Genomic DNA, 19,156 nt, shown 5'->3' on the forward strand with positions numbered 1-19,156 from the left:
TTCTAACCCAGTCGAGCAAAGCTTGCACTGGTAAATTGGGTAAAATTACTAATGTCAGAGCAAATTTCTCTTCAAGCCGACGTTCCAACCGATTTAGGTGGTAAACGTCTAGACCAAGTATTAGCACAATTGTTCCCTGATTATTCACGATCAAGGATAAAAACGTGGATTTTGGATGATAAAATCACCGTTGATGGCGAAATATTCAACACACCGCGCACTAAACTGCTTGGTGGTGAAGTACTTAATGTTGAAACAACCATTGAAGCACCTCGCGAATACATAGCGCAAGATATCAAATTAAACATTGTTTATGAAGACGATGATATTTTGGTAATTAATAAACCTATGGGGTTGGTAGTTCATCCTGGTGCAGGTAATCCAGATGGCACAGTGCTAAATGCATTGCTACATTACCACCCAGAAATTATTAATGTACCTCGCGCGGGCATTGTGCACCGATTAGATAAAGACACTACTGGCCTTATGGTAGTAGCTAAAACTATTCCGGCACAAACGCATTTAGTAACCGCACTGCAAAAACGTGAAAATTTCACGCGTGAATACGAAGCGCTTTGCAATGGCACAATGACCGCTGGTGGTATGGTTGAAAAGCCTATTGGCCGCCATGCAACGCAACGTACGCATATGGATGTACATGAACAGGGTAAGCCAGCGATTACGCATTACCGTGTTGCTGAAAAGTTTCGTGCTCATACACGTTTACGTTTACGCCTTGAAACCGGTCGTACTCACCAAATACGTGTGCATATGGCTTATTTAAATCACCCGCTTATTGGTGATCAGTCTTATGGCGGCCGTCCGCGTCCACCTAAAGGAGCAACGCCAGAGTTGTTTGAGTTACTGCGTAGCTTTAAACGCCAAGCATTACATGCGGTTAAGTTAAGTATTGCGCACCCAATTACGGGTGAAATGATGACCTGGCAAGCACCTATTCCAGATGACATGGTTGCTATGACACTGGCACTGCGTGAAGACACAAAAGCTAATCCAGACATAGATAGATAATGCAGTTTTTATCAGCAGCATGGCAAGTCCCTATAACAGGTGTGAGTACATTAAGTACCACACGTGTAGGCGGTGTTTCAGAAGCGCCATTTAAGAGTTTAAATTTAGGGCTGCATGTTGGTGATAATAAACAACAGGTATTAAAAAATCGTGCTTTGTTGGATAAGCATTTACCAAATAGTGCTGTATGGATAGATCAAGTTCATAGTAGCGATGTACTCATTATTGATGGGCAATTTAAATTTACCGCTCACCATCAAGGAGATGCACTATATACACAACTAGTTGCTCAGCCTTTGGCAATAATGACCGCCGATTGCTTGCCTATTTTACTTGCCAGTAACGATGGCAAAGAAGTAGCTGCCATACATGCTGGTTGGCGTGGATTAGAGCAAGGTGTAATTAAAAATACGCTAAACTGCTTTAATGCCAAAAAAAGTGAAATAAGTGCCTGGTTAGGTCCCGCAATAGGGCCTGATAAATTTGAGGTAGGTAGCGAGGTGTTTGCATTGTTTAACGCCCAAAACCCTTTGTTTGCCAAAGCGTTTAAAGCGTGTGCAAACCAAAAGTACCTTGCCGATATTTATCACCTTGCACGTATTCAATTGCGTCAATTAGGGATTATAAATATTACCGGTGGTGAGCACTGTACGGTTTCTCAAACTGAACAGTTTTTTTCGTACCGACGCGACGGCCAAACCGGACGTATGGCAAGCTTGATCTGGCGCAACTAATTTATCAATATAATGATTATATTTTCTGCAACACCTTGAACAACCCCCCTAACATACCCATTATTTAAGCAATGAGTTTTATTAATAGGTAACCCCAATGCGTTTAGATAGATTTACCAGTAAATTTCAGTCTGCGCTTTCTGATGCGCAATCTTTAGCCCTTGGCCGTGATCATCAATTTATTGAGCCGGTACACTTAATGTATGCTTTGTTAAAGCAAAGCGGCTCAAGCGTGCGCGCGTTATTAGCGCAAGCAGGTGTTAGTGCTGACGAGCTTAATACTAAGCTATCCCAAGAAATAGAAAAACTATTTAAAGTGGAAGGCGTAGGCGGCGATGTGCAGCTATCGAACAACACTATATCCTTGATCAACTTATGCGATAAGTATGCGCAAAAGCGTAAAGATAAATATATTTCTAGCGAACTGTTTGTATTAGCAGCCTGCGACGATAAAGGCCCGCTGGGTAATATTTTTAAAACCTTAAATATCACCTCCGACAAAATTGAAACGGCCATTAATGCAGTGCGTGGTGGGCAAAAGGTAGATGATCCAAATGCCGAAGAAACACGCCAAGCACTTGAAAAATACACCATAGATTTAACCGAACGTGCAGAGCAAGGTAAGCTTGATCCGGTTATAGGTCGAGATGATGAAATTCGCCGAACAATTCAAGTTTTACAACGCCGAACTAAAAACAACCCAGTATTAATAGGTGAACCAGGTGTAGGTAAAACCGCGATTGCCGAGGGTTTAGCACAGCGTATTATTAATGGTGAAGTACCCGAGGGATTAAAAAACAAGCGGGTACTTTCGCTTGATTTAGGCGCGCTGGTGGCCGGTGCTAAATATCGTGGCGAATTTGAAGAGCGATTAAAATCAGTATTAAATGAACTGGCTAAAGAAGAAGGCCAAGTGATTTTATTTATTGATGAAATACACACTATTGTAGGCGCAGGTAAAAGTGATGGCGCAATGGATGCAGGCAATATGCTAAAACCGGCGCTTGCCCGTGGCGAATTACATTGCGTAGGTGCAACCACCCTTGATGAATATCGTAAATACATTGAAAAAGACGCCGCCCTTGAGCGTCGCTTTCAAAAAGTATTGGTAGAGGAACCTTCGGTTGAGGACACGATTGCTATATTACGTGGCCTAAAAGAGCGTTACGAGCTACATCACTCTGTAGAAATTACCGATCCTGCTATCGTTGCTGCTGCGCAATTGTCGCATCGTTATATTAGTGACCGTCAATTACCCGATAAAGCGATTGACCTAATAGATGAAGCGGGCTCTTCTATTCGTCTACAAATTGATTCAAAACCAGAGTCGTTAGATAAGTTAGAACGTCGTATTATTCAATTAAAACTAGAAGATAACGCACTTGCTAAAGAAAAAGACGAAGCAAGTTTAAAGCGCCGTACAGAAATGCAAGAGCTGATCACCGATCTTGAAGGTGAGTACAATGAACTTGATGAGATATGGACTGCCGAAAAAGCATCTTTACAAGGCACTCAGGTTATTAAAGCTGAGCTAGAACAAGCACGACTTGATTTAGATGTAGCTCGAAGAGCCAGCGATTTACAGCGTATGTCGGAGCTACAATACGGCCGCATACCAGAGCTTGAGCGTAAACTTGATTTAGCATCGCAAGCAGAAATGCAAGAAATGACTTTGTTAAAAAACCAAGTGGGCGAAGATGAAATAGCCGAAATACTCTCGCGTTGGACCGGTATTCCAGTATCACGGATGCTACAAGGTGAGCGAGAAAAACTATTGCAGATGGAAGAAAAGCTGCATGAAAAAGTAATTGGACAAGATGAAGCGGTTGTAGCGGTGGCTAATGCGATTCGTCGCTCACGTGCGGGGCTTGCCGATCCTAACCGCCCAATTGGCTCGTTTTTGTTTTTAGGCCCAACCGGGGTTGGTAAAACAGAACTAACCAAAGCACTCGCCGGATATATGTTCGATACCGAAAGTGCCATGGTGCGTATTGATATGTCTGAGTTTATGGAAAAACATTCAGTGGCACGTCTAGTCGGTGCGCCTCCTGGGTATGTTGGCTACGAAGAGGGCGGGTATTTAACCGAAGCCGTTCGTCGTAAACCTTACTCAGTTATTTTATTGGACGAAATAGAGAAAGCCCACCCAGATGTGTTTAATATTTTGCTACAGGTTTTAGATGATGGACGTTTAACCGACGGTCAAGGACGCACGGTTGATTTTAAAAATACCGTTATCATCATGACCTCAAACTTAGGCTCAGATATAATTCAAGAGCAAGCGGGTAATAACGATTACGTTACTTTGAAAGAAAAAGTGATGAATGTTTTAATCAATGAGTTTAGACCTGAGTTTATTAACCGTATTGATGAAACCGTTGTTTTCCACCCACTGGCTAACGAGCACATTAAAGAAATTGCTGACATTCAGTTGATTAAATTACGAGAGCGTTTAACGCAAATGGGTTATTTACTCGAAATAAGCGACGCTGCTTTAGATCGTATTGCTGCAAGTGGCTTTGATCCGGTTTATGGTGCGCGTCCGTTAAAACGAGCTATTCAACAAACGATTGAAAATCCATTAGCACAAAAGTTACTCAATGGTGATTATATGCCAGGCAGTGTTGTTGTAATTGATGCAAATGACGACGGTTTAGTGTTTTCAAGCCGTTAAGCGTTATAAAGTAAAAACGAAAAAGCCGCTAACATAGCGGCTTTTTTATTAGAGTTTATAATTAAATTTTAAAAGTAAGCAGTAAGTCGTTGATCTTTCTTGAACCTTCAACTAACTCAGCGGCGCCTCTGGCAACATTAAAGCTTAAGTTTAAATTATCATCACCTAAGTTTTTAATCTGCTCCACATTAGTACCTATATCGTGGCTCACTACTTGTTGCTCTTCTGCAGCAGCCGAAATGCCAGTAGCAAGTTGCGCTATTTCGCTAATTTGAGTGAAAATGCTATCAAGCTCTTGCTGTGTTTGCGTTGTAGTATTTACACAGCTGTCGGCTTGTTGTTTCGTATTTTGCATTATTTTTGACCAGCTAAACAGGGTGTCTTGAATTTCCTTTATTGAGCTGTGAATTTGCGCAGTGGCATTTTGTGTTCTTGATGAAAGCGCTCTTACTTCATCAGCAACTACAGCAAAACCACGGCCATGTTCCCCTGCTCTTGCAGCCTCTATTGCAGCATTTAGCGCAAGTAAGTTAGTTTGCTCGGCAATACCTTCTATTTCACTCATTACTTGGCCAATTTTATCGGCTTCTGAAGCTAGGCTATTAGCCGTTGTTGCTGCTTGCTCTACCTGAACGGCTAAATCAGAAACCATGGCATTATTATCGGCAATGTGTACTTTTATATCGGAGCAACTTTGATAAGTAACACTTACTTTATCGGCAGTGGTGCAGGTGTTACTTGATATTTCACCTATAGTCGAGCTCATTTGCGCCATTGCAGATGCTATTTGCTCAAGCTGCGAGCCTTGCGATGAAATACCTTGCTCTGTAAGCGTTGATTGTTGATCTAAATTTAAAGCAATATCATTAAAGCTTAAGGTCGAGTCTTTCATACGCCCTAGTACAGTGCGTAATTTAGCGTTCAGCATTTGCTCTCTGTAATCACTAATACTGTGAGGGTGTCGGCCACTATATATATAACGAGATATAGAGTCGGCTTGTTGTTTTTGCTGATTCAATATTCTTGGCGTTGTTATTAGCTCATCATAATTTAAAGCAAGTATAACTAAGCAAACCACTAAGCTAATTAGTGCAATAGCAAATGAAGCCCATATAGCAGTTGCAACTAACCAACATAATAAAGCAAATACACTTAGGCTTTGTCTTAAGCTTGTGCGCTCGCGCCAATTAAAGAATGATTTTTTAGCATTTACTTTATTGTAAAATAGTTCTGCACGGCGTTTTAGCTCTGGGCTTAATTTGGTTCTTACAGATTGATAACCAATTAATTGGCTGTGCTCAAAAATAGGGGTTACAAATGCATCAACCCAGTAATAGCGGCCATCTTTACAACGGTTTTTAACTGCGCCGCGCCAAGAGTGGCCTTGCTTTAATGTTTCCCACATTTCTTTAAATGCAGCTTTTGGCATGTCAGGGTGGCGCACTATACTATGGTTCTTACCCATAAGTTCTGCTATATCATACCCTGCTATAGTACAAAACGCTTGATTAGCATAAGTAATCACTCCGCGTAAGTCAGTTGTTGATACCAGCTCTTGCTGTTCTTCGAAGGTCACTTCTTCATTTGTTAAGCTTTGATTACGACGCATATTATTCTTTAATCATCCTTTGTAATACTTATTATTATACTTGCTTATATAAAGCGGTAGTAGGGTAATCCCATTATGAAGGTCACTCGGTATATTTATTGCCTATATTTGTGATCTAAATCAAGATTAAAGTTATATAAGCTATATATAACATACCAGTATGGGACTAATACGGCTAATAGTTAGCTAATTATTTACTTTAGTACAGTTAGCTTTTGTTTTGATAAGATAAATAATAGTGCAAAGCAATTGTATATTTTGTATAGCAATGGCAAGATTATCGTTTATGGCGTTAAATAAAGCGTGTTTAAAGCAAAGCAGATACAATAGAGCTATAAATAGTATTTTTTCTTAGTATTTATCTTGAGTATAGGTAATTAGACCCCATAACCTTATGATTAAGCCACTTGGCTCGAGGAAGTATTTTTTGGCAACACATGATCTAACAAACGCGCTTGACGCTCTTTCAGTAACGCAGCATAAACATGCAATTAACGGTATAAAACGTGGTATTGAGCGTGAGTCACTAAGAATTAAAAGTGATGGCGTTATCTCTGCACAAAAACACCCAGAAGGGGTGGGCAGTGCGCTTACCAATGGCCAAATTACGACCGATTTTTCAGAGTCGTTACTTGAATTTATTACCCCAGTTAGTGAATCGTCTACACAAACGCTACAGCAATTAAAAGACTTACAAAAGTTTACCCTAGAAAAAATGGGTGACGAATTACTTTGGCCTATTAGTATGCCGTGCTTTATTGAACATCAAGACGACATAGTTATTGCGCAATTTGGTAGTTCAAATGTGGGGCAAATGAAAACACTTTACCGTGAAGGGCTAAAAAACCGTTACGGCAGTATGATGCAAGCTATTGCTGGTGTGCACTTTAATATTTCGTTCCCTGATTCATTGTGGCAGTCATTACATACGCTAAAAAATAGCGAGCTTAGTTTAGAAGATTTTATATCTGATGGTTACTTAGCGCTTATTCGTAATTTTAAACGTGAATTATGGCTGATCAGTTATTTATTTGGTGCATCTCCTGCGTTATGTAGCTCGTTTTTACAGGGTAGAAAAACCGATTTACCGTTTAAAAAGCTAGGTAAAGGCACCCTGTATTTAGAAGTAGGCACTGCGCTGCGCTTAGGTAACTTAGGTTACACCAATAGCGCACAATCATCACTGCGTGTAATGTATAACTCGTTAGATGAATACGTAGCTGGTTTGAAAAAATCAATTAACACACCTTCAGATATTTACGGCAATCTTGACGATTACACCAGCGAAAACCCAAAACAGTTAAATAAAAACATTCTGCAAATAGAAAACGAATTTTATTCGCCAATTCGCCCTAAACGTAATGCTAAAAATGGTGAAACACCAACAGATGCACTACTTAGAGCCGGTATTGAATATGTCGAAATTCGTGCATTGGATGTTAATCCATTTAGTGAAGTGGGCATAGATATAGAGCAGTTTCACTTTTTAGATGTGTTTTTAACCTACTGTTTATTAAAAGATTCACCAGCAATGGATTGGGAAGAGCAAACGCGCAGCACAGAAAATCTTGATACAGTAGTAAATAAAGGACGAGAAAAAGACCTTGAACTTAATTACTTTAATCAGCCGCGTACCCTTCAATCATGGGGTGAAGATATATTTTCGCAATTAAGTGAAGTGGCAAAATACATGGATAGTGCCTACGGCGTTAGTTACTATTCAAGTACTATTGAGCGCATGGCAACTTGGATTAATAACCCAGGACTTACATATTCTGGGCGTTATGTAGCTGAGTTAGAAGCTTCTGGGCTAGATAACGGCCATTATGCGCTAGCAATTGCTGAAAAGTATAAGCAAAGTCATCAAGCTGCAGACTATCAAGTGTTTTCAAAGCAATGGTTAGAGGAGCAAGTTACACGCTCTAACGACGCTCAGCGTGCTATTGAGCAAAGTGACTCAGTATCATTTACCGCATTTTTAAATGCTTATTTTGATCCTAAATAAATAGTTAGTTTTAAGCAAAAAAAACGCAGCTCAAGGTAGCTGCGTAATTATTTTAGGGAAGAAACAATGCTGCTCTGCTGCATTGTTAAAATCAGACTACTGATTTTTGCAAAAGTTCAGCGAGATAAACCAAATGAAAAAAAATGTAGTTGTTTTATCATTAGCGCTTAGTTTAGCCGGTTGCGCCACCGCTCCGCCAAAACAGCCGGATGATATTTGTAAGATTTTTGAAGAAAAAAGAAGTTGGTACTTTGGTGCCAAAGATGCTCAAGAAAAATGGGGCGCTCCCAAGCACGTACTTATGAGTATGATGTACCAAGAAAGCTCGTTTAAACATGACGCAGCTCCACCAATGCAGTATTTTTTATGGATTATTCCTACCGGTAGAGCAAGCTCTGCGTATGGCTACTCACAAGCAAAAACGATGACCTGGTCTGATTATATTCGCGAAAGTAAGAATAGTGGCGCCGATAGAGACGACTTTGATGATGCTATCGACTTTATGGGCTGGTTTGCTTATAAAACCCATAAAATAAACGGCGTATCTAAATGGGATGCCTACGGTCAATATCTTAATTATCACGAAGGGTGGGGCGGTTACAAGCGCGGTACCTACAAAAAGAAAAAATGGTTAATGGGTGTTGCTAATAAAGTAAAACACCGTGCGAGCCGTTATGGTGCGCAGTTAAAACGCTGTGAAGCAGATTTAAATAAAGGGTGGTTAGAGCGCTTGTTTTTTGGCTAATAATATCTGTTGTATTTATTTAGCCTACAAAAAAGGAGCCAATTGGCTCCTTTTTTAGTTTATTTTTTACGTTTTTTCGGCTGTATCTTCACCAGCTTTATCATGTTTTCTTTTACTTCAAGTACTTCAATAGGGTAGCCGGCAATACGCAAACTTAAATTGGCATCAGGAATGTTTTCTAAATACTCAACTATTAAGCCACTGAGTGTTTTAGGCCCGTCGAGTGGAAACTCCCAGCCCATTTCTTTATTTAAATCGCGCACGTTAGCACCGCCATCTACAATGCACGAGCCATCGGTTTGTGTGGTTACTTCTTCGCTTGGCGTACGAGTTTGGGTGGTGGTAAAATCGCCTACCACTTCTTCAAGTATATCCTCTAGGGTAACTAAACCTTGAATATCGCCGTACTCATCGACTACCAAGCCAATACGCTCTTTAGATTGCTGAAATTTTAATAGCTGTGTATTTAGTGATGTACCTTCAGGAATGAAATAAATTTCACGTACCGCGCGTAGCAACGATGGTTTATCAAATTGCTCTTTTGTAAGTAATCTAAGCGCATCACGCGAATGAATAAAGCCCACCGCGTCATCTATGTTATCTCTATATAGCAATACACGCGTATGTTGGGCATGAGTCAGTTGGCGGCTAATAAGTTTCCATTCATCGTTAATATCTATGGCCACAATTTCGTTACGTGGGATCATAATATCTTCAACGGTTACTTGTTCTAAATCTAAAATAGAGGTCAACATACTTTGGTGGCGCGCAGGAATAAGTGCACCAGACTCATTAAGCACTGATTTTAGCTCTTCTTTACTCATGCTGTGCTCATCTATTTGTGCCGCACTAATACCGAATAACCGCAATATACCGTTGGTTAGCCAGTTAATAACAACGACAAATGGGAAAAGGATTTTTAGCAATCCTTTAAGCACAATAGAACTTGGGAAAGCAACTTTTTCAGGGTAGAGAGCAGCAAGTGTTTTTGGGGTTATTTCTGCAAAAATAAGTACTACTAAGGTTAACGCACCAGTTGCTACAGCAATACCTAAATCACCGTACAAACGAATACCAATAATAGTAGCAACTTGTGCAGCGGCAATATTAACTAAGTTATTACCGATTAAAATTAAACCAATGAGCCTATCCGGACGACTAAGTAATTTACTGACACGTTTAGCAGCGCGATGATTCTCTTTGGTGAGATGTCGCAGGCGTATACGATTGATTGACATAATTCCGGTTTCTGAGCCAGAAAAATAAGCAGAAAAAAGTACCAAAAAACCTAAAATGATAAACAAGGTACTGGTCGATATGGCGTCCAACGATGGATCCTTTTATTATAAACTAGCGTGTATTAGGCTAGAGTGAGTTAGTAGAGTCAAGTTAAAATTTATTTAGAATAACTTCTTGTATAAAACGACTGCCAAAATAAGCCAGTGTAAGAATAAAAGCAGCAACCATAATAGCAATAACCACAGGTTTACCACGCCAGCCTTTTTTCATATGGCCAAGCGCGATCACAGCAAAAATACACCATGCAACAAGCGATAATGTCGTTTTATGGATAAATTGAGCGGCGAACATACCATCGAGAAACACAAATCCCGACAATAGTGCCAAAGTGAGTAATACAGTACCTAAATTAACTAACTGATACAGTTGGCGTTCAACCACCATTAGTGGTGGTAAATGGCTGTGTACAATAGCTAAGTCTTTGCGCTTTAAGCGCTTATCAATAAAGTAAAATTGTACGCCATATAAAGTAGCAATAATTAAAATACAGTAAGCGAGTAATGATAACGAAATATGGGTTACTAAGCCCACGTCAACATCAATACTTTGCAGTAAAACATGGTGTGGTATAAACAAGCTTGCCATAGTTAATAGTGCAGCAAAGCCGTACACGACCGGCAATAATAAGGTCGCCGGAAACTTTAACGATACCGTAGTGACAGAAATCACAATAACCCAACAGGTTAAAAGCGCCACATTGACAATACTTAAATCTTGCCCGTCAGCTCTAAAAACCGAATTTACTAACAACAGCATGTGCGCCAAAATAGCCACAGTACTCAATATAATAGTTAGCTTTTGGCTAGGGCCTTGTTGATGAAACAACCGTGAGAGCACGTAAGACGTTGCTAACACATAAAATAAACTGGCAATAATAGTTAAGCTAATAATCAGCATTGTGCTTGGGCCACTTAATTTGAGTCAAATAATTAATGATTGTTATATAGCCATTGTATTTTATAGCAAAGCAAATGCATAGACCTTAAAAAAAGAAACTCAACAAGCTGCACTTGAACACTGTATTGTAAGACACCATTTACGGTATACTGCTTTTAATTGAAATTTAATAATATTAATTCTATTAATACAGCGCGCAGAGTTAAAGGCGCTTTAATTGGGTTGGTATAAACGTCTTATCGGAACCGTAATATGTTTGAGAATCTCCAAGAACGATTAGGTAAAACCTTAAAAAACATTAGTGGCCGTGGCCGCCTAACAGAAGAGAATATTAAAGACACTCTTCGTGAAGTGCGCATGGCATTTTTAGAAGCCGATGTGGCGTTGCCCGTTGTTCGCGATTTTGTAAAACAAGTTAAAGAACGTGCGGTAGGTGTTGAAGTTACAAAAAGCTTAAGCCCAGGCCAAGTATTTGTAAAAATAGTACGTGAAGAACTCGAAAAAGCCATGGGTGAAGCCAACGAAGAGCTAAGCCTAAATGCACAACCCCCAGCGGTTGTTATGATGGCGGGTCTGCAAGGTGCTGGTAAAACCACCAGTGTTGCTAAACTGGCTAAGTTTTTAAAAGAGCGCAAGAAAAAATCAGTACTTGTAGTAAGTGCCGACGTATACCGCCCTGCAGCAATTAAGCAACTAGAAACGCTCGCCGCTGAAGTTGGTGTTGATTTTTTCCCAAGTGATATTTCGCAAAAGCCGGTTGATATAGCAACCGCAGCTATTTCTCATGCGAAAAAGAAATTTATTGATGTGGTATTAGTCGATACTGCAGGTCGATTGCACGTTGATAGCGACATGATGGATGAGATTAAAAACCTTCATAAAGCAATTAACCCAATCGAAACCTTGTTTGTTGTAGATGCAATGACAGGTCAAGATGCGGCAAATACAGCAAAAGCATTTGATGAAGCACTGCCGCTAACCGGTGTTATATTAACTAAAACTGATGGTGATGCACGCGGTGGTGCTGCTTTATCTATTCGTCATATTACCGGTAAGCCAATTAAATTTATGGGTGTGGGTGAGCGCATTGATGCACTTGAACCTTTCCACCCTGACCGTATAGCGTCACGAATTTTAGGCATGGGTGATGTACTTTCATTGATCGAAGAAGTCGAAATGAAAGTAGATAAAGAGCAAGCTGCCAGAGTTGCTGAAAAAGTATTTAAAGGCGCTGGTTTTACCCTTGATGACTTTGCGGATCAACTTAAGCAAATGAAAAGCATGGGCGGCATGATGTCGATGCTAGATAAATTGCCAGGCATGTCTAACTTACCTGATGCCGTTAAAGGCCAAATGGGCGATAAAACCTTTATTCAAATGGAAGCCATCATTAGCTCAATGACAAAAAAAGAGCGCGCCCGCCCAGAAATCATTAAAGGGTCACGTAAAAAACGCATTGCAGCAGGTTCTGGTACGCAAGTACAAGAAATTAATAAACTGCTAAAACAGTTTACCCAAATGCAAAAAATGATGAAAAAAATGAAAGGCAAAGGCGGCATGACCAAAATGATGCGCGGCATGAAAGGTATGTTACCGCCGGGCATGATGGGTGGCGGTGGCCCTAAATTTTAAAGTTGAGTTTAGCGTTAGCTTAAACGTAACGATATAAAATATATAAAAAGGAGCAAATAGCTCCTTTTTTGTTGAATAAATTATGCGTGCTAAACGCTATTAACGCTAATTTAAAGTTGGGATCACGCTTTAACCTACTAATCTGGCTTTTAGCATCACTTCTTACTTGCATTGTTGCTAAAAACTCGTACAATTCCCCAGCTCCCCATTCTGGGGAGTAAATCTTATTAATGAAAACAGTCAATCTTTATAGAGGACGGTATGGTAACTATTCGTTTGCAACGTGGTGGCGCTAAAAAACGCCCTTTCTATCAAATTGTGGTTGCGGATAGCCGTTTCTCGCGTGACGGTCGCTTCATCGAGAAAGTAGGCTTTTTTAACCCAATTGCTGCAGGTCAAGAAGAAAAAATTCGTTTAGATTTACCACGTGTTGAACACTGGGTAGGTCAGGGCGCGTCTCTTTCAGATCGCGTAGCTAAGTTAGTAAAAGACGCTCGTAAAGCGGCTTAATAGGCGTAAGTGTAACCATGAGTCAAGAGAACACCTCATCAATAATTGTCGTAGGAAAGCTCGGTGCCCCGTATGGTATAAAGGGCTGGCTTAAGGTACATTCATTTACTGATGATCCCGCAGGGATCTTCGATTTCAGCCCGTGGTTGATAGGGCAGCAAGGTAAATGGCAGACCTTAGAAGTGGTCGACTGGCGTCGCCACAACAAAGGCTTTATCGCTAAATTTGCGCAAGTAAACGATCGAGACGAAGCAGTGGCTTATACCCACGCAGAAATCTCAATGGATTCAGCGCAATTACCAGAACTCCCGCAAGGTGAGTTTTATTGGCGAGATCTCATTGGCATGTCGGTTGTAACTGATAAAGGTTACGATTTAGGCATTGTTGATGACCTAATGGAGACAGGGTCAAATGACGTACTGGTTGTGAAAGCAAACAGTAAAGATGCATTTGGTCAAGCTGAGCGTTTAATTCCGTTTTTAACTGATACAGTTATTATCGAAGTTAAACACGACGCAAGAGAAATTACCGTAGACTGGGATCCAGGGTTTTAATGACGCAAACGAGTTCATTATGGGTAGGGGTGATAAGCCTTTTTCCTGACATGTTTGACGCTATTACAGACCAGGGTGTTACCGGTCGCGCAGTAAAAAGTGGCTTAATTGATTTTAACTGCTGGAATCCGCGAGACTACGCTTTAGATAAGCATAGAACCGTGGACGATCGTCCTTACGGGGGCGGACCAGGTATGTTAATGATGGTTGAGCCATTAAAAAAAGCGATTGCCGAGGCTAAAAAAGCTGCAGGTGATGGTGCTAAAGTAATTTATATGTCCCCACAAGGGCGCAAACTAGATCAGCAAGGAGCTAGCGAACTCGCAAGCTCTAAAAAACTGATTTTGATTGCCGGTCGCTATGAAGGTATAGATGAGAGAATAATAGAGTCATACGTTGACGAAGAATGGTCAATTGGTGATTTTATTTTGAGTGGTGGTGAACTACCAGCCATGACATTAATTGACGCAGTAGCGCGATTAGTGCCTGGCGTATTAGGTCATAACCAATCAGCAGAACAAGACTCATTTTCGGATGGCTTGTTAGATTGTCCTCACTATACACGGCCAGAAACATTGGACGACAAACAGGTGCCTGCTGTATTGCTCAGCGGAAACCACCAAGAGATAGCAAAATGGCGGCTTATGCAGTCATTAGGCAGAACTTGGCTACGCCGTCCTGACTTGTTGCATAACCTAGCTCTGACTGAGGAGCAAGCGGTATTACTCGCGAAATTTCAGCAAGAGTACCAAAAAGCTTGTGGCTAGAAGACAGTTACACCTAGGAAAGTGAGAAACATAATGGCAAAAGTAAACCAAAATATTATTAAAGCGCTTGAAGATGAGCAGCTTAAAACAGACGTACCTGCATTCGGCGCTGGTGATACAGTAGTTGTACAGGTAAAAGTAAAAGAAGGTGCTAAAGAGCGTCTACAGGCCTTTGAAGGTGTTGTAATCGCTAAGCGTAATCGTGGTCTTCACTCAGCATTCACAGTTCGTAAAATTTCGAACGGTGAAGGCGTTGAGCGTGTATTCCAAACGCACAGCCCTCTTATTGATAGCGTAACAGTTAAGCGTCGCGGTGCAGTTCGCCGTGCTAAGCTTTACTATCTACGTGAGCGTTCTGGTAAATCTGCACGTATTAGAGAAAAACTTAACTAATACGCGCTGTTTATCAACGCAAAAAAACGGGTTGCATCCTTCGGGTTGCAACCCGTTTTGGTTTCTATAACATAAAATTTCAGGCTAAATGCTAAAGCTCAAACTCAAACTAAAGATAAAACCACAGCCGTTGGACTAGAAGCAGCACTGTAGTTATATTTACTGGCATAGTTAGGCTTCCTTTATTGCTAAACACAAAGTTCACCCCGATAAAATCTTCATCAATGCGTGTTTTAACACCTTTTTAACTTACCCGCAGAATACGTAATAACCCAATTAACGCCAGCATAGTAATAATTTTGCTCAAGCAAAACTTAAGCTCAATACACCTAAGCCAAATAAATAAAGTGCAACAAATAAAAAACGGCTGATGGATTATAGTATTAAACCTGAACTCTGGTTAAGAGATTTACTAACGTATTGAATCATATTTATATTTAATTTTATTTTCTCTAGCCAGAGGTTTTCAGTGAAAACAAGGCGAATTTACGCGTCAATAGCTGGCCTATTGCAAGAAAATTCAACGTAGTTAGCGCTGAAAATAGCTGCTTGAGATAAGTTTATTATCCGGAGCTCAGGTTTTTTAAGGAAATAGGATGATGAAAATCGCTCAAAAAGAGGGCGCTAAGTGTAATTAGGTTATAACTTGAAGGGTATTGGGTGGGCAGTAAAGATTGCGGTAAGGGCGCTTTATACGACCTTACCGCGACTATGTTATTAGGCTAGTTGAACCTATGCACAATATAAATTACTTAACGTTATGAACATGTACATCGCGTTGTGGGAAAGGAATAGAAATACCTTCTTTATCAAACGCTTTTTTCACTTTTTCTTGCATGTCCCAGTAGTAAGGCCATAAGTCACCTGTGGCAACCCAAGCGCGGAACATTAAGTTAACTGAGTTATCGCCAAGGCTGGCAACACAAATACGCGGTCCAGGCTCTGTTAAAGAGCGCTCGTCTTCTTCAAATAAGCGTTTTAAGATAGCCTTTGCCGTATCTATGTCATCGTTATACGAAATCCCAAAGGTCATATCACAGCGGCGTTTGTCATAAATACTCACGTTTACTAGTGCCGCATTTGATAGGCTGCCGTTTGGAATAACAATGCGGCGGTTATCGAAGGTATCTACTACTGTGTATAAAATTTGAATTTCGACAACTGCGCCCGTGAAGCCCTGTGCTTCGATAGTATCGCCAACCTTGAACGGTTTAAATATTAGCAACAGCACACCGCCAGCAAAGTTAGCTAGACTGCCTTGCAGTGCAAGACCTATTGCCAGGCCTGCAGCACCAATTACTGCGATGAATGAGGTGGTTTCGATACCCACCATAGAGGCCACCGAAATAAGTAGCATAATTTTTACTATAGCGCTAATTAAGCCACACAAAAACTTGTTTAGTGTTGGATCTTTTTTGCCTAGTCGATTATCTAAAACCTTAATAAAGCGGTTGATCAGCCATAGGCCAACCAGTAAAGTAATAATAGCGAGCACAAATTTTGGTGCGTAAGTCATAACGAGTGATATGGCTTGGTCTATTAATTGTGAAGCATCTACATCTGTTCCTAAAACTTCTTCCATTTTGTGGGTCCTGTTTATTTTAATTACTATATTGAATAATATAAGAATAAACGTGATAACTCCACTATGCAATAAAACGCAGGCTTTTTAGCTTGCTGATTTGCTTTTATTGACTGCGGCTTTAGGGTAAATAATCAATATTTACCCTAAAGGTATTCGGTGCTTCTCAATGTATTGTTTTTCAACTTAACCTTTTACTTATTTAGCCTTTTATCAGGCTATTGATCCTGTTAGTATTTATCGTATTGATTAGTTTACTTTTATGTAAACTTAAGTTGGCATTTTTGCTTTTTAAGGTGGTATGCAAGTGGCGGATATAAATGATTTAGCCCAGTTAAGAGTGGGTATTGATGAGTGTGATACACAGTTGGTGGCATTGCTGGCAAGGCGTAATTCGCTTACTCAAAAAATTGGTGCAATAAAGCAGCAAACTGGTGCGCCACTTCATGCACCCGACCGTGAAGCTGATTTATTAGCTGCAAGGCGCCAAGAAGCAATTAATCAGGGAGTAAGCCCAGAGTTAGTTGAAGATATTCTTAGGCGCATGATGCGCGAAGCGTATCAAAACCAGCAAGCTAAACTCGCGTGTGCTGCACCGCATTTGTCACCTATTGTTATTGTGGGTGGGCAAGGTGCGATGGGGCAATTATTTACCAAGCAATTTCAGCGCTCTGGTTACGAAGTGAAAACCCTTGATAAGCAAGATCAAGCAAACGCTGCAGCAATTTTAAAGGGCGCTAAATTAGTACTGTTAAGTGTACCTATTAATGCGTTAGAAACGGTAGTTGCTGAGCTACCTAAGTTAGATGAAGGGTGTTTGTTGGTAGATATAACGTCAGTTAAGCAAGCGCCAATTAAAGCACTAAAAGCAGCGCATAGCGGCCCAGTTGTAGGGCTGCACCCTATGTTTGGCCCAGATATTTCGCACTGGGTTAAGCAAACAGTGGTGGTGTGTGAAGGGCGTGACCATGATGTTGCACAGGGCTTGTTAGCACAGTTGCAAGTATGGGGTTGCCAGCTAGTTGAACTTGATGCGAAAAAACACGACGAAGCAATGCAAATAATTCAGGTAATGCGCCATTTAACTACCTTTGTATATGGGCAGTTTTTAGCAAAACAAAGTCATACACTAGCAGAGCTACGCAGCTGTTCATCACCTATTTATCAATTAGAGTTAATGATGGTTGGGCGCTTATTTGCGCAATCGCCAGAGTTATATTCAGATATTATGCTGGCGCAATTTGATAATGTAGAGAGCTTGCTGGCGCAGTATCAACAGACTTTTGCAGACACACTTAAAAAGTTAAAAGCAGGAGATAAGCCCGCACTTATTGATGCCTTTGCTGATGCGAAAGCTTATTTTTCAGATTCGACAGCACACTTTTTAACCCAAAGTCGCAGTTTGTTAAATAAAGCGAATGACGCAAAAGTGCTAGATTAAAACGGGTAAAACAAAAAAGGGCTTAATCAAGCCCTTTTTACATTATAAGCCTTGCTCTCTATTGCGTATTTACACTCACAGCTTGAAGCGTTTCGCTTTGGTAGCAGCCTAAAATACGTACGTACTGGGTGTACTCTTTTAGCTCCTCTAATGCATCTTTTACTTGGCTGTCGGCAAGGTTTGCTTCTAAGTCGACGTAAAACACTTCTTCCCATGGGTTACCCGGCATAGGGCGAGACTCTAACTTAACCAAATTAATTTTATGTTGTTTAAAAATCATTAATGCATCGGCAAGTGAACCCGCTTGCTGCTTAGTGGCCATAATTAAGCTGGTTTTAGTGGGTATTTGCTTTGATACCTGCAATGGCTTACGCGCTACAACAATAAAGCGGCTGTGGTTTTCGCTTTGGTTTGCTAAGTTGGATTTAATCACTTCGAGGCCTACATTTTTACCTGCTTGGGCAGAGCCAATAGCGGCACTGTTTGGCGTGTTTAATGCTGATTGCAGGGCACTTGAAGTTGAGTCACAGGTTTCGTGTTGTAGCTCACCAAGGCCTTGTAAAAAGCGGCTACATTGCGCAAATGGCTGCGGATGAGCAAATATTTTTGTAAGTTGGCTAAGCTCAGTATCTGGGTTAGCAAGTAAGCAATGTTCAACACTGTGCGTTACTTCACCAACAATAGACACTTGTGCATGTTGTAGTAAATCAAATACTTCGTTGATACTGCCTGAACTGGTGTTTTCAATAGGTAGCAAACCAAAATCGGCTTGGCCGTTTTCTACTTTACCGGTAATTTCGTCAAACGAGCTACAGCCTATTTCAACTAATTTACCAGGGCGACGGCTAAAATATTTATGACAGGCCAACTGGCTGTATGAGCCTTGCCCACCTAAATACGTAACTCGATGGGTTTCGCTTAACGCGTCGGGGTTAAGGTTTTTTTGCAGCATAGCTTGTTGATGTAATACTGAGTCTTCCAATATAGTTTGAAAAACATTATTTACGTAATAGGCATCTAAACCTAACGATTTACCATAACCTATTAGTTTTTCTAGTAGTGCTAATTCACGGGCTTCATCACGAATCGGTTTATTGTTCGCTATTTTATATTCCACCACACCATGGCTAATACGACGTCGTTTGGCTAGTAAAACCAGTAAATCAGAATCTATCTCATTTATATCGTGTCGAAGTGTATTTAGTACGTCATTGCTCATTTGGCTTTCCTCATTCCAAAAGTATGCTGTTAATACAGCAAAAACAAAAAAGCCTCCCGGTTGGGA

General features: G+C 40.6%; 16 protein-coding genes. 11 read left to right on the forward strand and 5 right to left on the reverse strand.

Annotated features, from left to right (window positions below; all coding sequences use genetic code 11):
- Positions 1 to 51 precede the first annotated feature (51 nt).
- From rluD to clpB, 3 genes are all read left to right on the forward strand, one after another.
- A complete protein-coding gene (rluD, locus tag PTRA_RS04715) occupies positions 52 to 1,029 on the forward strand; it encodes a 23S rRNA pseudouridine(1911/1915/1917) synthase RluD (RefSeq protein WP_058372884.1) in 978 nt (325 codons plus the stop codon).
- Positions 1,029 to 1,763, forward strand: a complete 735-nt coding sequence (gene pgeF, locus PTRA_RS04720) for a peptidoglycan editing factor PgeF (RefSeq protein WP_058372885.1) — start codon at positions 1,029 to 1,031, stop codon at positions 1,761 to 1,763. Before rluD ends, pgeF begins: the two co-directional genes overlap by 1 nt.
- Positions 1,764 to 1,860: 97 nt before the next feature.
- Positions 1,861 to 4,437 (forward strand): ATP-dependent chaperone ClpB, encoded by a 2,577-nt coding sequence (clpB, locus tag PTRA_RS04725; RefSeq protein WP_058372886.1) that lies wholly within the window; start codon positions 1,861 to 1,863, stop codon positions 4,435 to 4,437.
- A 61-nt stretch (positions 4,438 to 4,498) separates the two neighbouring features.
- On the opposite strand, the gene PTRA_RS04730 is transcribed toward clpB, so the two are convergent.
- Entirely contained in the window at positions 4,499 to 6,046 is a 1,548-nt protein-coding gene (locus PTRA_RS04730) for a methyl-accepting chemotaxis protein (protein ID WP_058372887.1), read from the reverse strand.
- Positions 6,047 to 6,473: 427 nt separating this feature from the next.
- Here PTRA_RS04730 and gshA point away from each other — a divergent pair, with 427 nt between their 5' ends.
- Positions 6,474 to 8,051 (forward strand): glutamate--cysteine ligase, encoded by a 1,578-nt coding sequence (gshA, locus tag PTRA_RS04735; RefSeq protein ID WP_058374522.1) that lies wholly within the window; start codon positions 6,474 to 6,476, stop codon positions 8,049 to 8,051.
- A 133-nt stretch (positions 8,052 to 8,184) separates the two neighbouring features.
- A complete protein-coding gene (locus tag PTRA_RS04740; RefSeq protein WP_058372888.1) occupies positions 8,185 to 8,796 on the forward strand; it encodes a transglycosylase SLT domain-containing protein in 612 nt (203 codons plus the stop codon).
- A 59-nt stretch (positions 8,797 to 8,855) separates the two neighbouring features.
- Here the strand turns inward: PTRA_RS04740 and PTRA_RS04745 are convergent, their stop codons facing one another.
- Entirely contained in the window at positions 8,856 to 10,124 is a 1,269-nt protein-coding gene (locus PTRA_RS04745) for an HlyC/CorC family transporter (protein ID WP_157756039.1), read from the reverse strand.
- Positions 10,125 to 10,185: 61 nt separating this feature from the next.
- Entirely contained in the window at positions 10,186 to 10,992 is an 807-nt protein-coding gene (locus tag PTRA_RS04750) for a cytochrome C assembly family protein (RefSeq protein ID WP_058372889.1), read from the reverse strand.
- Between the two features lie 252 nt (positions 10,993 to 11,244).
- Between PTRA_RS04750 and ffh the strand changes: the two genes are divergently transcribed.
- The 5 genes from ffh (at position 11,245) to rplS (ending at position 14,848) form a co-directional block, all read left to right on the forward strand.
- The gene (gene ffh, locus PTRA_RS04755) at positions 11,245 to 12,624 is read left to right on the forward strand and encodes a signal recognition particle protein (protein WP_058372890.1); all 1,380 of its coding nucleotides are present in this window, start codon (positions 11,245 to 11,247) and stop codon (positions 12,622 to 12,624) included.
- A 261-nt stretch (positions 12,625 to 12,885) separates the two neighbouring features.
- On the forward strand, positions 12,886 to 13,134 hold the full coding sequence (gene rpsP / locus PTRA_RS04760; RefSeq protein ID WP_011327633.1) for a 30S ribosomal protein S16: 249 nt from the start codon (positions 12,886 to 12,888) through the stop codon (positions 13,132 to 13,134).
- Between the two features lie 17 nt (positions 13,135 to 13,151).
- Positions 13,152 to 13,688 carry a ribosome maturation factor RimM gene (gene rimM / locus PTRA_RS04765; RefSeq protein ID WP_011327634.1) on the forward strand — a complete coding sequence of 179 codons (537 nt, stop codon included), beginning with the start codon at positions 13,152 to 13,154 and terminating at the stop codon, positions 13,686 to 13,688.
- A complete protein-coding gene (gene trmD, locus PTRA_RS04770; RefSeq protein ID WP_011327635.1) occupies positions 13,688 to 14,455 on the forward strand; it encodes a tRNA (guanosine(37)-N1)-methyltransferase TrmD in 768 nt (255 codons plus the stop codon). Before rimM ends, trmD begins: the two co-directional genes overlap by 1 nt.
- Before the next feature lie 33 nt (positions 14,456 to 14,488).
- Positions 14,489 to 14,848, forward strand: a complete 360-nt coding sequence (gene rplS, locus PTRA_RS04775) for a 50S ribosomal protein L19 (RefSeq protein WP_011327636.1) — start codon at positions 14,489 to 14,491, stop codon at positions 14,846 to 14,848.
- Positions 14,849 to 15,596: 748 nt separating this feature from the next.
- Here the strand turns inward: rplS and PTRA_RS04780 are convergent.
- Positions 15,597 to 16,430: a mechanosensitive ion channel family protein gene (locus tag PTRA_RS04780; RefSeq protein WP_058372891.1), complete on the reverse strand. Its 834-nt coding sequence runs from the start codon at positions 16,428 to 16,430 to the stop codon at positions 15,597 to 15,599.
- Between the two features lie 307 nt (positions 16,431 to 16,737).
- Here PTRA_RS04780 and tyrA point away from each other — a divergent pair, with 307 nt between their 5' ends.
- Positions 16,738 to 17,871 carry a bifunctional chorismate mutase/prephenate dehydrogenase gene (tyrA, locus tag PTRA_RS04785; protein WP_058374524.1) on the forward strand — a complete coding sequence of 378 codons (1,134 nt, stop codon included), beginning with the start codon at positions 16,738 to 16,740 and terminating at the stop codon, positions 17,869 to 17,871.
- A 58-nt stretch (positions 17,872 to 17,929) separates the two neighbouring features.
- Here the strand turns inward: tyrA and PTRA_RS04790 are convergent, their stop codons facing one another.
- Positions 17,930 to 19,090 (reverse strand): chorismate mutase, encoded by a 1,161-nt coding sequence (locus PTRA_RS04790; RefSeq protein ID WP_058372892.1) that lies wholly within the window; start codon positions 19,088 to 19,090, stop codon positions 17,930 to 17,932.
- Between the last annotated feature and the right edge of the window lie 66 nt (positions 19,091 to 19,156).

Origin of the sequence: Pseudoalteromonas translucida KMM 520 (assembly GCF_001465295.1) — a bacterium.
Classification (GTDB): Bacteria; Pseudomonadota; Gammaproteobacteria; order Enterobacterales; family Alteromonadaceae; genus Pseudoalteromonas; species Pseudoalteromonas translucida.